The following is a 13,307-nucleotide window of genomic DNA, read 5'->3' as shown; positions in this document are numbered from 1 at the left end:
AGCCGGCTCCCACACTGCTCTGTGTCGAGCCATGAATTCAGGACCGACGCCGATTCTGTGGGAGCCGCCTTGGTGGCGAAAGTGGTTGATCAGCCAACATAGAATTTCCCACAGGTACCGATCGCATCTGCCCTGCCATTACTTTCTAGACGGAGGATCCCATGCCTCAAGAATTCGACTACATCATCATCGGCGCAGGCTCGGCCGGTAACACCCTGGCCACGCGCCTCACCGAAGACGCAGGCGTTACCGTCCTGCTGCTGGAAGCCGGTGGCCCGGATTACCGCGCCGACTTCCGCACGCAAATGCCCGCCGCCCTCGCCTTCCCGCTGCAAGGCCGTCGCTACAACTGGGCGTACGAGACCGATCCCGAGCCGCACATGAACAACCGCCGCATGGAATGCGGTCGCGGCAAGGGCCTCGGTGGCTCGTCGCTGATCAACGGCATGTGCTACATCCGCGGCAATGCCATGGACTACGACGGCTGGGCGAAATTGCCGGGGCTGGAAGACTGGACCTACCTCGACTGCCTGCCCTATTTCCGCAAAGCCGAAACCCGCGACATCGGCCCCAACGATTACCACGGTGGCGAAGGCCCAGTCAGCGTGACCACGCCCAAGGCGGGCAACAACCCGCTGTTCCACGCCATGGTCGAGGCGGGTGTTCAAGCCGGTTACCCGCGCACCGATGACCTCAACGGTTATCAACAGGAAGGCTTCGGCCCGATGGACCGCACCGTCACGCCGAAGGGCCGTCGCGCCAGCACCGCACGCGGTTACCTGGATGTGGCCAAGCAACGCGATACTCTGACCATCGTCACCCACGCCCTCGCCGATCGCATTCTGTTCGACGGCAAACGCGCCGTCGGCGTGGCGTACATGGTCGGCGACAGCGAGACGCGCATCGAAGCCCGTGCACGCAAGGAAGTCATCGTCAGCAGTGGCGCCATCGCTTCGCCGCAACTGCTGCAACGCTCCGGCGTCGGCCCTGCTGCGCTGCTGAACAAGCTCGACATCCCTGTGGTGCACGACCTGCCGGGGGTGGGTGAGAACCTTCAGGACCACCTGGAGATGTACCTGCAATACGCCTGCAAAGAGCCCGTCTCGCTCTACCCGTCATTGCTGTGGTGGAACCAGCCCGCGATTGGCGCCAAGTGGTTGTTCCTTGGCAAAGGCATAGGCGCGAGCAACCAGTTTGAAGCCGGTGGTTTCATTCGCACCCGCGAAGAGTTCGAGTGGCCGAACATTCAGTACCACTTCCTGCCAGTGGCGATTAACTACAACGGCAGTAACGGCGTGCGGGAACACGGCTTTCAGGCTCACGTCGGCTCGATGCGTTCGCCGAGCCGTGGTCGCGTTCAACTCAAGTCGAAGGACCCGCGTGAGCACCCGAGCATCCTGTTCAATTACATGGCGACCGAGCAGGACTGGCAGGAATTCCGCGATGGCATCCGCCTGACCCGTGAAATCATGGCCCAGCCTGCGCTGGACAAATACCGTGGGCGCGAAATCAGCCCCGGCATCGACGTGCAAACGGACGAGCAACTGGACCAGTTCGTGCGCGAACACGCCGAGACCGCGTTCCACCCGTCGTGCTCGTGCAAGATGGGGACCGACGACATGGCCGTGGTCGATAACGAAGGCCGCGTGCATGGCATGCAGGGTTTGCGGGTGGTGGATGCGTCGATCATGCCGATCATCACCACCGGTAACCTCAACGCACCGACGATCATGATGGCCGAGAAAATTGCCGACAAGATCCGCGGTCGCCAACCGTTGCCGCGCAGCACGGCCAAATATTACGTGGCCGGCGATGCGCCAGTGCGGGGCAAACCGATGCGGGAAGTGACCTCGGCCTGAACCCGTCTGATCGTTCCCACGCTCCGCGTGGGAATGCAGCCGTAGACGCTCCGCGCCGCACTCTGGTGACGCAGAGCGTCACAGCATGCGTTACCACGCGGAGCGTGGGAACGATCGACCCCATTCCACATCTATCCCCCGCCGCAGAGCCCTTCCGCGCTATGATTCGAACCGTTGCCCGTCCGAATCGCCAAGGAGCCTTCCTGCATGTTCGACTTCTCCGCTCAACTCAAGCAGCGGTTCGCCGCCTTGCAGAGCAGCGCCCAGTTTTTCTCCCTGCGCTACGTCAAACAAACCAGCCAGCACCTCTCCGTACGCAAAAACGTCCCCGAGCCACCGCAACTGAGCACCGACGAAGGTGCGATGCTGACGGTGCGCATCAACGGCGTCGAAGCTTACGCCGCTACTAATGACATTTCGCAACAGGGCCTACAGGCCGCGCTAGAACGAGCCGAAGCCCAGGCCCGGATGCTCGCGCCCCATTCGTTGCTCGACCTGCGCGAGCACGCCGTCGCCACCAGCCGTGCCGATTACCTGTCGCCTAATCTGAGCAGCGCCTTCCCGTCCCTGAGCGATTGCTACGCCCTGCTCGGCCAGGAATCCGCCTCCGTGCCCAAGGACGAGCGGCTGGTGAACTGGCAAGTCAGCCTCGGCCTGGACAACGTCGAGCAGATCTACCTCAACAGCGCGGGCGCCGAGATTCGTCAGGCACAGCGTTACGTGTACCCCGGCCTGAGCGTCACGGCCTACGACGGCCAGGACAGCCAGACCCGCAGCCTGGGCCGCGATAACTTCGGTCAACAGGGCGGTGCGGAAGTCATCACCTCATGCGGCATCATCGGGGCGGCCGCCAACGTCGCTGATCAGGCGCTGCAATTGATCATGGCGCCGAACACGCCGGCCGGCCCCCGCGACCTGCTGTTGACCCCGGACCAGATGATCCTGCAAATCCACGAATCCATTGGCCATCCGCTGGAGCTGGACCGCATTCTCGGTGACGAGCGCAATTACGCGGGCACCAGCTTCGTCAAAACCAGCGATTTCGGGCATCTGCAATACGGCTCAACGTTGCTCAACGTGACCTTCGACCCGGACATCCCGCAGCAACTGGCGAGCTACGGTTTCGACGACGACGGCACTCAAGCCAGCAAACAGTTCCTGATCAAAGACGGCGTGCTCGAACGCCCACTGGGCGGCGCGCTGTCGCAATACCGCAGCGGCCTGGAGGGCGTTGCCAACAGTCGAGCATGCAGCTGGAACCGCGCGCCGATCGATCGCATGGCCAACCTCAACATCGAGCCGGGCGACCAGACGATGGCGCAACTGATCGGCGGCATCGAGCACGGCATTCTGATGAGCACCAACCGCTCGTGGTCGATTGACGATGCACGCAACAAATTCCAGTTCGGCTGCGAGTGGGGCCAGCTGATCGAGAACGGCGAACTCAAAGGCGTGGTGAAGAACCCGAACTACCGGGCGATTTCCGCGCAGTTCTGGCGCAACCTCAGCGCGGTGGGCGACGCCAGCACGTTCCAGGTGCTCGGCACGCCGAACTGCGGCAAAGGCGAACCCAACCAGGTGGTGCGCGTGGGCCATGCTTCGCCCGCGTGTGTTTTCGCCAACGTTGACGTTTTCGGAGGTGACGCCTGATGTCCCATCAAGTCCAATTTAAGGCACTGGTTGACTGGCTGAACAAGGCCATCACGCCAGGAGAACGCTTTACCCTCAGTTACAACGCCGAGGCGTCGGACTTCATTCGCTTCAACCACGCCAAAGTGCGCCAGTCCGGGCACGTGCAACAAGCCAGCGTGTCCTTCAAGCTGATCACCGACGGTCGTCACGCCAACCTCAATCTCACCTTGTCCGGCGATGATGAAGTGGACGTCCAGCGACTGGCTCACGCGCTACAACAACTGCGCGAAACCCTGACCCTGCTGCCGGTCGATCCCTATCTGCTGCTCAACGATGAGCCATGGCAGAGCACCCACATTCAAGACCTGCCGTTGCCCGACAGCGAGCATGTGGTCGAGCAAATCGCGCAACTGGGTGGAGGGCTGGATCTGGTGGGGATCTACGCCGCTGGGCCGATTTATCGAGGGTTTGCCAGTTCCAATGGCGCGTTTGGCTGGCATCAGGCGAACAGCTTCAATTTCGACTGGAGCCTGTTTCATGAGAATGGCCAGGCGGTAAAAGCCAATTACGCCGGCCACGAATGGAGCGATGAAGCCTTCGCGAAACGCTTTGGTCTGGCGCGTGAACAATTGGCGTTCCTTGGCCAGCCTTCGCACGCCTTGGCACCCGGTCAGTACCGCGCGTACCTGGCTCCGGCAGCGCTTGAAGAAGTCATGGGCATGCTGTGTTGGGGCGGTTTCTCGGCACAATCACTGGCCGATAAAAGCAGCCCGCTACAACGGCTGTACGACGGTCAGGCCACGCTGAATCCGCTGGTCAGTCTGGATGAGCAGGTGACCGGCTCGTTATCTCCAGCGTTTTCGGGCGAGGGCTATCCCCGCTCGGATCTGGCCTTGGTGGTTGAAGGGGCAGCGAAGGATCGACTCGTCGATTCGCGCAGTGCAGCCGAATACGATCTGGTCGCCAACGGCGCCGGTTGGGGAGAGTCGCCCAGCGCGCTGAGCATGAACGGAGGCTCGCTGGCACTGGATGATGTGTTGAAGGCGCTGGGCACGGGGCTGTACATCAGCAACCTCTGGTACCTCAACTTCTCGGACCGCACCGCAGGGCGCATCACCGGCATGACCCGCTTCGCGACGTTCTGGGTCGAAGACGGCAAGATCAAGGCGCCGGTCAGCACCATGCGCTTCGACGACAGTATTTTCAGCCTGCTGGGCGGGGCGCTGGAGCAATTGACGCAAGAAAGGGAACTCATCCTGTCGACGAGCACCTACAGTCAACGTCAGACGGCGTCGAATCTGCTGCCGGGGGCGTTGATCAGCAAGCTGACCCTGACGTTGTAGCCGTTTCCAAGACGTACATAAAACCTGTGGGGGCCGGCTTGCTGGCGAATGCGGCGAATCAGATACATCGACGGTGACTGGCACACCGCATTCGCCACCAAGGCGGCTCCCACAATTCTGTGCCTTGCGCCGACGGGCAACAATCACAAGAAATCATAAGGACCCACGACCTACATGCCGACCACCACCCCGCAACTGGACGCCAGAACCCTGCGCTGGATGCCTTGGGTCATCGCCATCGCCTTTTTCATGCAAAGCCTGGACGGCACGATTCTCAACACGGCGCTGCCATCCATGGCCCGGTCGCTGTCGGAAGACCCGCTGCGCATGCAGTCGGTGATCATCGCCTACATGCTGACCATCGCCCTGCTGATCCCCGCGTCGGGCTGGATTTCCGACCGGTTTGGCATCAAGCGCATTTTCTTCAGTGCGATTCTGTTGTTCAGCTTCGGCTCACTGCTTTGCGCGGCATCCAACTCCCTCGGCATGCTGGTCGCCGCTCGCGTGGTTCAAGGGCTGGGCGGTGCGCTGATGATGCCGGTGGGGCGGCTGATCGTGCTGCGGGCGTATCCGCGAACCGAGTTGGTGCGCACGCTGGGCTTCATCACCACACCTGCGTTGCTCGGCCCACTGCTGGGTCCGACCGTGGGCGGCTGGCTGGTGGAATACCTGAGCTGGCACTGGATTTTCATCATCAATATCCCGGTCGGCATCCTCGGCTGCTTTGCCGTGCGCAAGTTCATCCCGGACCTGCAAGGCGGTGGCCGCACTCGCTTCGATCTGATCGGTTTTGGCCTGTTCGGCGCGTCCATGGTGCTGATCACCATCGCCCTGGAAGGTCTGGGCGAACTGCACCTGCCTCATCTGCGCGTGGTGATGCTGCTGTTTGGTGGCATGGCCTGTCTGGCCGCCTATTGGCTGCGCGCCGGGCATACCGAAGCGCCGCTGTTTTCGGCCTCGTTGTTCCGCACCCGCAGCTTTGCGGTGGGCATTCTGGGCAACCTGTTCGCCCGACTCGGCAGCGGCGCGCTGCCGTTTCTGGTGCCGCTGATGCTGCAAGTCGCGCTGGGCTATTCGCCGTCCCACGCGGGCATGAGCATGATTCCGCTGGCTGTGGCGGCCATGACCGCCAAGCCGCTGGCGACCCAGTTGATCCCGCGTCTGGGCTACCGGGTGATTCTGACCGGCAACACGCTGCTGCTCGGCGCCCTGCTGGCGAGCATGGCGCTGGTGGATGCCGACACGCCGTATTGGGTGCTACTGATTCATCTGGCGCTGCTGGGCGGGGTGAACTCGTTGCAGTTTTCGGCGATGAACGCTGTGACGCTGATCGACCTGGACGACGCCAGTGCCGCGAGCGGCAACAGCTTGCTGTCGGTGGTCGCGCAGTTGTCGTTGAGTCTTGGCGTCGCTTGTGCCGCCGCGTTGCTGGGCGGGTTTACCGACGACGTGAGCAGCGGTGAAGTCAGCAGCGTGCTGGGCGCGTTCCAGTTGACGTTCCTCTGCGTGGGCGTTTTGGCGATGCTGGCGGCGTCGATCTTCCTGCAATTGTCGCCACGTATGCCGCCAGAGAATCCTCCGCGCAAGCCGGAGGTGGAGCCAGAGATTCACGAATAACTCGGTTGTTTTTGTAGGAGCGCTTTCGGGAACCATTTATCGCCCACAGCCCCAAGCCAAGGCCTGCGACCTGATACACTGCGCGACATTTTGTTTTGCAGGCCACCCTTGTGACTAACACCGCGTTCAACTCACTGCCCCTTTCCGCCGCCATGCTGGCTAACCTGGAGTCACTTGGTTATGCCGAGATGACGCCGATTCAGGCGCAGAGCCTGCCGGTGATCCTCAAGGGTATGGACCTGATCGCCCAGGCCAAGACCGGCTCCGGCAAGACCGCTGCCTTCGGCATCGGCCTGCTCAACCCGATCAACCCGCGCTATTTCGGCTGTCAGGCGCTGGTCCTGTGCCCGACCCGTGAACTGGCGGATCAGGTCGCCAAGGAAATCCGCCGTCTGGCCCGTGCTGAAGACAACATCAAGGTGCTGACGCTGTGCGGCGGCGTCGCCTTCGGCCCACAGATTGGCTCACTGGAGCATGGCGCGCACATCATCGTCGGCACACCGGGACGCATCCAGCAGCATCTGCGCAAAGGCTCGCTGGTGCTCGACGGCCTGAACACGCTGATCCTCGATGAAGCCGATCGCATGCTCGACATGGGTTTCTACGACGCCATCGAAGACATCATCCAGCAGACGCCCGAGCGCCGTCAGACCCTGCTGTTCTCGGCCACTTACCCGGTTGGCATCAAGCAACTGGCCTCCAAATTCATGCGCGACCCGCAGACCGTGAAGGTCGAGACGTTGCACGCCGACAGCCAGATCGAGCAGATTTTCTACGAGATCGCTCCCGAGCAACGTCTGGAAGCCGTGGTGAAGGTGCTCGACCACTTCCGTCCGCAGTCCTGCGTCGCGTTCTGCTTCACCAAGCAACAGGTGCAGGACGTAGTCGCTCACCTGCTCGCCAAGGGCATGTCGGCGGTGGCGCTGCATGGCGATCTGGAACAGCGTGATCGCGATCAAGTGCTGGCGATGTTCGCCAACCGCAGCACCTCGGTGCTGGTGGCCACCGACGTCGCTGCGCGCGGTCTGGACATCGACGCGCTGGACATGGTGATCAACGTCGAGCTGGCCCGCGACTCGGAAATCCACATCCACCGCGTCGGCCGTACCGGACGCGCCGGGGAGAAAGGGGTCGCGGTCAGCCTGGTGTCGCCATCGGAAAGCCAACGCGCCCGGGCCATCGAAGAACTGCAAAAAGCCCCGCTCAACTGGCAGCAATACGACCAGTTGCAGCGCAAGGAAGGCGGCAAGCTGCTGCCGCCGATGACCACCCTGTGCATTGGCTCGGGGCGCAAAGACAAACTGCGTCCGGGCGACATTCTCGGCGCACTGACCGGCGAAGCGGGGATTCCCGGCACTCAGGTGGGCAAGATTGCGATTTTCGATTTCCAGGCCTATGTGGCGGTTGATCGCAACATCGCCAAGCAAGCGCTTGATCGATTGAACAAGGGCAAGATCAAGGGCAAATCGTTAAGGGTCCGGATTTTGTAATTCCGGCAATTGATCGTTTGCTGATCGTTCCCACGCTCCGCGTGGGAATGCCGCTCAGGACGCTCCGCGTCCATTAAGGTGACGCAGAGCGTCACGGTATGCGTGCCCACGCAGAGCGTGGGTACGAGCTTATTCCCGAGGACACCGCTTTGCCCGCAACAGACGTTCTGATCATCGGCGCTGGCGCCGCAGGCTTGATGTGCGCTGCCACGGCTGCCAACCGTGGCCGCGAGGTGATGCTGATCGATCACGCCAACAAACCGGGCAAGAAAATCCTCATGTCGGGCGGTGGGCGCTGCAACTTCACCAACATGTACACCGAGCCTGCCAACTTCCTGTCGCAGAACCCGCATTTCTGCAAGTCGGCACTGGCTCGCTACACCCAGTGGGATTTCATCGAACTGGTGGCCAAACACAGCGTGCCGTACCACGAGAAGAAGCTGGGCCAACTGTTCTGCGACAACAAGTCCAGCGACATCCTCGGCCTGCTGCTCAGCGAGTGCGATGATGCGGGCGTGAGCCTGCATATGGACACCTCCGTGCAGACCATCGAGAAAACCGACAGCGGCTACCGGCTGCAAACCACGCAGGGCAAGATCGATTGCACCTCGCTGGTGATTGCCACCGGCGGCTTGTCGATCCCGACACTGGGCGCCACTGGCTTCGGTTATCAAGTGGGCAAGCAGTTCGGCCACACGCTGCTGCCGACCCGCGCGGGCCTGGTGCCGTTCACCATCACCGATCAGCTGAAAGACCTGTGCACTGAACTGTCCGGCACCTCGGTGGATTGTCTGGTCAGCTGCAACGACGCCAGCTTTCGCGAAAACATCTTGTTCACCCATCGCGGCTTGAGCGGCCCGGCGATCCTGCAGATTTCGTCATTTTGGCGACCCGGCGACACGGTGGAAATCAACCTGCTGCCCGATCACGACGCCCACGGCTGGTTGACGGAGCAACAGGCCGAACGTCCGAACAGCGAATTGAAAACCCTACTGAGCGAAGTCTTCACAAAGAAGATGGCCAACCTCATCGCCGAACAGTGGTTCGTTTCCAAGCCGATGAAGCAATACACCCACGCCGAGCTGACGGACATCGCCGGAAAACTGGCGAGCTGGAAGGTGATTCCTGCGGGCACCGAGGGCTATCGCACGGCCGAAGTGACGTTGGGCGGCATCGATACGCGGGAGGTGTCGTCAAAAACCATGGAATCGCTGAAATCGCCAGGGCTGTATTTCATTGGTGAGGTGCTGGACGTGAGTGGCCACCTTGGCGGGTTCAATTTCCAATGGGCCTGGGCATCGGCGTATGCGGCGGCGCAGTTTGTCTAGCTGACACCGCTTATTTTTTGTGGGAGTCGGCTTGCTGGCGAAGGCGGTGGATCAGCAACATACCGAGTGTCTGACATGACGCTTTCGCCACCAAGGGGGCTCCCACAGGAATCGGCGCTAGCCGACGCTTGCGGAATAAATTTTGCTAATCGGATGTACAGCGCGCATTCGGCGCTGTACATATCGTTCAGCAGATTCAGTCGCGAAAAAGGCCGTCCGCGTTCATGGCATCGAAATCGTTGCGCAACACCTTCCGCCGCCTCTGGGCGTTGGACAAGTTTTCCTACAGCGTGCGGGTATTCATCGCGCTGACCGGCAGCATGGCCCTGTGCTGGTATCAAAACGAGATGTCGCTGGTCATCCCGCTGTTCCTCGGGATTATCGCCAGCGCACTGTCTGAAACCGACGACAGTTGGCAAGGCCGCCTCAATGCGCTGGCCGTGACGCTGGTGTGCTTCAGCATCGCGGCGCTGTCCGTCGAGCTGCTGTTCCCCTACCCCGTCCTTTTCATCTGCGCCTTCGCCCTCGCCGCGTTCTGCCTGACGATGCTCGGCGCACTGGGTGAGCGCTACGGAGCTATCGCCTACGCGACACTGATCCTGTCGGTCTACACCATGATTGGCGTGGACCAGCGCGGCGGCGAAGTGACCGATTTCTGGCACGAACCGATGCTGCTGGTGGCCGGTGCCGCGTGGTATGGCCTGCTGTCGGTGCTGTGGCAAATGCTGTTTTCCAACCAGCCGGTGCAACAGGCATTGGCCCGCTTGTTCCGTGAACTGGGTTTGTACCTGAAACTGAAGTCCGAGCTGTTCGAACCGATCCGCACGCTGGACGTCGAAGCTCGCCGCCTGGAGTTGGCCAAGCAGAACGGCAAGGTGGTCGCAGCCCTCAACGTGACCAAGGAAATCATCCTCAACCGCGTCGGCAGCGGACGCCCCGGCTCGAAAGTCAGCCGTTACCTGAAACTGTATTTTTTGGCTCAAGACGTTCACGAACGCGCCAGTTCCTCGCACTACCCCTACAACTCGCTGGCCGAGGCGTTTTTCCACAGCGACGTGCTGTTTCGCTGCCAGCGCCTGCTGCGTCAGCAGGGCAATGCCTGCCGTGACCTGTCGGTGTCGATCCAGTTGCGCCAGCCCTTCGTCTACGACGACAGCTTCGCCCACGCACTGGACGACCTGCGCGCCTCCCTTGAACACCTGCGCATCCAGAGCAACCCGGCGTGGCGCGGCCTGCTGCGCTCTCTGCGCGCACTGGCCAACAACCTCGGCACACTGGATCGTTTGCTCAGTGACGCCAGCAATCCCGACGCACTGGCCGACGCCTCCGACAGCAGCCTGCTGGACCGCTCTCCGCGCAACCTGAAAGACGTCTGGACGCGCCTGCGCTTGCAGCTCACGCCGACTTCGCTGCTGTTCCGCCACGCCCTGCGCCTGCCGCTGGCACTGGTGGTGGGTTACTTGATGCTGCACCTGATCCACCCGTCGCAGGGCTACTGGATCATCCTGACCACGGTTTTTGTCTGCCAGCCGAGTTACGGTGCGACCCGACGCAAGCTGGGGCAGCGCATCATCGGCACCGCACTGGGCCTGACGGCCGGCTGGATTCTGTTCGACCTGATCACCACGCCGATCCTGCAATCGATGTGTGCGGTGCTCGCCGGGGTGGTGTTCTTCGTCAACCGGACCACGCGTTACACCCTGTCGACCGCTGCAATCACCGTGATGGTGCTGTTCTGCTTCAATCAGGTCGGCAATGGCTATGGGCTGTTCCTGCCGCGCTTGTTGGACACCCTGCTGGGCAGTCTGATTGCGGGCCTGGCGGTATTCCTGTTCCTGCCGGACTGGCAAGGCCGTCGACTGAACAAGGTGCTGGCCAATACCCTGTCGTGCAACAGCATTTACCTGCGCCAGATCATGCAGCAATACGCCGCAGGCAAGAGCGACGACCTCGCCTATCGTCTGGCGCGTCGCAACGCCCACAACGCGGACGCTGCCTTGTCTACCACACTGGCCAACATGCTCATGGAGCCAGGGCACTTCCGCAAAGAGGCGGACGTGGGCTTTCGTTTTCTGGTGTTGTCACACACGCTGCTGAGCTACCTGTCTGGCTTGGGGGCGCACCGCGAAACCCAGCTTCCGAGCGAAGTGCGCGAACAACTGATCGAGGGCGCGGGGGCCAATCTGGCGTCCAGCATCGATGAAATCGCCCAAAGTCTGGCGACCCGTCAGCCGGTCGCTGTGCAAAGCGATGCCGAGGAAGCGCTCGCGGCGGACCTGGAACAAATGCCCGAAGAGATCGACGAAGGCCAGCGACTGGTGCAAACGCAGTTGGCGTTGATCTGCCGTCAGCTTGGGCCGCTGCGCACCCTGGCCGCGCACCTGATCAAAGAGCCGGAAAAAGAAGCGGCGGACATCACAGACCGTGCAGCTTGAACAGTTGATCGTAGCTGCCATCGGCCTTCATCGCGGCGATGGCTTTGTCGAAATCGGCGACGATCTTCGCGTGATTGGGGTTCTTCAGGCTCACCAGAATGTGAAGGTTGTTTTCGCTCAGTGATTTGGGCAGGAACTCGACCCCATCACGCACCTCTTCGGATTCGTGGCTGAGCGCAACACGAGCGGCGTATTCGTCCTCGACAGTCAGGTCCACCCGCCCCGCCGCCAACATGCGCGCAGCCGTCGAAAAGCTCGCGACGGGCACCTTCTTCAAATCGACATCGCCGTCGAACGCAGGCGAATAGGCGTAGCTGCGCACCACGGCAATCGAATAGGGATGCAGTTGTTGCAGGTTTTGGTACTGGATGTCTGAGGTTTTACGCTTGAGAAAGCGCAGCCGGTTGATCATGTACTCGCCGGAAAACTCGCCAATGAGCGTGCGCTCTTCGCTGTACCAGGCGTTGATCAGAATGTCGTAACGGCCCTCGCCGACACCATGAATGGCACGTGCCCAAGGCACCTGATCATATTCAACGGTGTAACCGGCGCGAGTCAGCGCGGTGCGAACCAAGTCCGTCGACAGCCCGCCATTGAGCAGAGAAACATCGGAATACGGCGCCCAGGCGTCTCCGGCCATCCGCAGCGTTTGCGCCCAGGCGTCTTGCGCGATCAACAGCATTCCCAGCAAAGCCATGGCTCGAAGCAAACGCAGCATGCTCAAGATCCTTAGGCAGGTGGAAGCCTGCAATTCTGTTCAGCGGCCATCAAGCGACACTGTGACATCCCTGAAGCGAGCGGCGGGCACCGAAACCCGTGAAGTGGCAGTAGCAAGTGGCTTTCATTGAAGACCTCTTGCCGACTTTCCACAACACATAAGCGGCCAATCTGTGTGCCGCAGTTCAAGAAAATCACACGGTGTCCTGATCGCCGTCACAACTGTCATCACTCAGCGGCTTTGGGCTTGCGGTCATATGCGTTTAGTATCCGGCATGGACTTTTTTTCGTGAGCCGGCTTCATGTCTATCAACTGGATTTGCAAACACCATACCGCCCTCAGCAAAGAGCAGCTGTACGCCATTCTAAAGCTTCGCGCGCAAGTGTTCGTGGTGGAGCAGAAGTGTTTCTATCAGGACGTCGACGGGCTGGATTTGCTGGGCGATACCCGCCATTTGATGGCTTGGCAAGATGATGACCTGGTCGCGTACTTGCGACTGCTGGACCCGATCCAGCAAGACGGCGATGTAACCATCGGGCGGGTAGTGACCGCTCCATCAATGCGCAACAAGGGCATGGGCCATGAGTTGATGGTGCAAGCGCTCGAACACGCCGAACGCAACTGGCCGGACCAGCCGATCTACCTCTCGGCCCAAGCGCATCTACAGGGTTACTACAGCCGCTACGGCTTCAATCCGGTGGGCGAGGTGTACGTCGAGGATGGCATTCCGCACATCGGCATGCGTCGGGATCTGGATTGAATTCTCTGGTTAACGCGTAACCAGACTGTGGGAGATTCTATGCTGGCTGGTCAATCGTTTTCGCCACCAGAGGCGGCTCCCACAGAATCAGCGTCAATCACAAATCCAGGGTTCAACACGTATCA

9 protein-coding genes are annotated in these 13,307 nt (G+C 61.1%); 8 read left to right on the top strand and 1 reads right to left on the bottom strand.

The window, feature by feature from the left end; translation table 11 throughout:
* Positions 1–161 precede the first annotated feature (161 nt).
* From betA to yccS, 7 genes are all read left to right on the top strand, one after another.
* On the top strand, positions 162–1,859 hold the full coding sequence (betA, locus tag ACI2KB_RS17235) for a choline dehydrogenase (protein ID WP_404636391.1): 1,698 nt from the start codon (positions 162–164) through the stop codon (positions 1,857–1,859).
* Between the two features lie 207 nt (positions 1,860–2,066).
* Complete coding sequence (locus ACI2KB_RS17230) at positions 2,067–3,509, top strand: TldD/PmbA family protein (RefSeq protein WP_404636390.1); 1,443 nt, start codon at positions 2,067–2,069, stop codon at positions 3,507–3,509.
* On the top strand, positions 3,509–4,834 hold the full coding sequence (locus tag ACI2KB_RS17225; protein WP_404636389.1) for a TldD/PmbA family protein: 1,326 nt from the start codon (positions 3,509–3,511) through the stop codon (positions 4,832–4,834). Before ACI2KB_RS17230 ends, ACI2KB_RS17225 begins: the two co-directional genes overlap by 1 nt.
* Positions 4,835–5,008: 174 nt before the next feature.
* Positions 5,009–6,451 (top strand): multidrug transporter subunit MdtD, encoded by a 1,443-nt coding sequence (mdtD, locus tag ACI2KB_RS17220; RefSeq protein ID WP_404636388.1) that lies wholly within the window; start codon positions 5,009–5,011, stop codon positions 6,449–6,451.
* 110 nt (positions 6,452–6,561) lie between these two features.
* On the top strand, positions 6,562–7,941 hold the full coding sequence (dbpA, locus tag ACI2KB_RS17215; RefSeq protein WP_404636387.1) for an ATP-dependent RNA helicase DbpA: 1,380 nt from the start codon (positions 6,562–6,564) through the stop codon (positions 7,939–7,941).
* Between the two features lie 149 nt (positions 7,942–8,090).
* On the top strand, positions 8,091–9,269 hold the full coding sequence (locus tag ACI2KB_RS17210) for an NAD(P)/FAD-dependent oxidoreductase (protein ID WP_404636554.1): 1,179 nt from the start codon (positions 8,091–8,093) through the stop codon (positions 9,267–9,269).
* A 224-nt stretch (positions 9,270–9,493) separates the two neighbouring features.
* Positions 9,494–11,704 (top strand): YccS family putative transporter, encoded by a 2,211-nt coding sequence (yccS, locus tag ACI2KB_RS17205; protein WP_404636386.1) that lies wholly within the window; start codon positions 9,494–9,496, stop codon positions 11,702–11,704.
* Here the strand turns inward: yccS and ACI2KB_RS17200 are convergent.
* Positions 11,685–12,422 carry a substrate-binding periplasmic protein gene (locus tag ACI2KB_RS17200; RefSeq protein WP_404636385.1) on the bottom strand — a complete coding sequence of 246 codons (738 nt, stop codon included), beginning with the start codon at positions 12,420–12,422 and terminating at the stop codon, positions 11,685–11,687. The genes yccS and ACI2KB_RS17200 overlap by 20 nt on opposite strands.
* Before the next feature lie 301 nt (positions 12,423–12,723).
* Between ACI2KB_RS17200 and ACI2KB_RS17195 the strand changes: the two genes are divergently transcribed.
* Entirely contained in the window at positions 12,724–13,182 is a 459-nt protein-coding gene (locus ACI2KB_RS17195) for a GNAT family N-acetyltransferase (RefSeq protein WP_404636384.1), read from the top strand.
* Positions 13,183–13,307 lie beyond the last annotated feature (125 nt).

It is taken from the genome of Pseudomonas sp. NPDC088444 (assembly GCF_044900175.1).
Lineage (GTDB): Bacteria > Pseudomonadota > Gammaproteobacteria > Pseudomonadales > Pseudomonadaceae > Aquipseudomonas.
The sequence above is the reverse complement of the archived record's forward strand: the minus strand, read 5'-3'. Positions and strand labels throughout refer to the sequence as shown.

Excerpts from the sequence above, each read along its gene's own strand:
- betA (WP_404636391.1), top strand. The coding sequence starts at position 162 with ATGCCTCAAGAATTCGACTACATCATCATCGGCGCAGGCTCGGCCGGT.
- ACI2KB_RS17230 (WP_404636390.1), top strand. The coding sequence starts at position 2,067 with ATGTTCGACTTCTCCGCTCAACTCAAGCAGCGGTTCGCCGCCTTGCAG.
- ACI2KB_RS17225 (WP_404636389.1), top strand. The coding sequence starts at position 3,509 with ATGTCCCATCAAGTCCAATTTAAGGCACTGGTTGACTGGCTGAACAAG.
- mdtD (WP_404636388.1), top strand. The coding sequence starts at position 5,009 with ATGCCGACCACCACCCCGCAACTGGACGCCAGAACCCTGCGCTGGATG.
- yccS (WP_404636386.1), top strand. The coding sequence starts at position 9,494 with ATGGCATCGAAATCGTTGCGCAACACCTTCCGCCGCCTCTGGGCGTTG.
- ACI2KB_RS17200 (WP_404636385.1), bottom strand. The coding sequence starts at position 12,422 with ATGCTGCGTTTGCTTCGAGCCATGGCTTTGCTGGGAATGCTGTTGATC.
- ACI2KB_RS17195 (WP_404636384.1), top strand. The coding sequence starts at position 12,724 with ATGTCTATCAACTGGATTTGCAAACACCATACCGCCCTCAGCAAAGAG.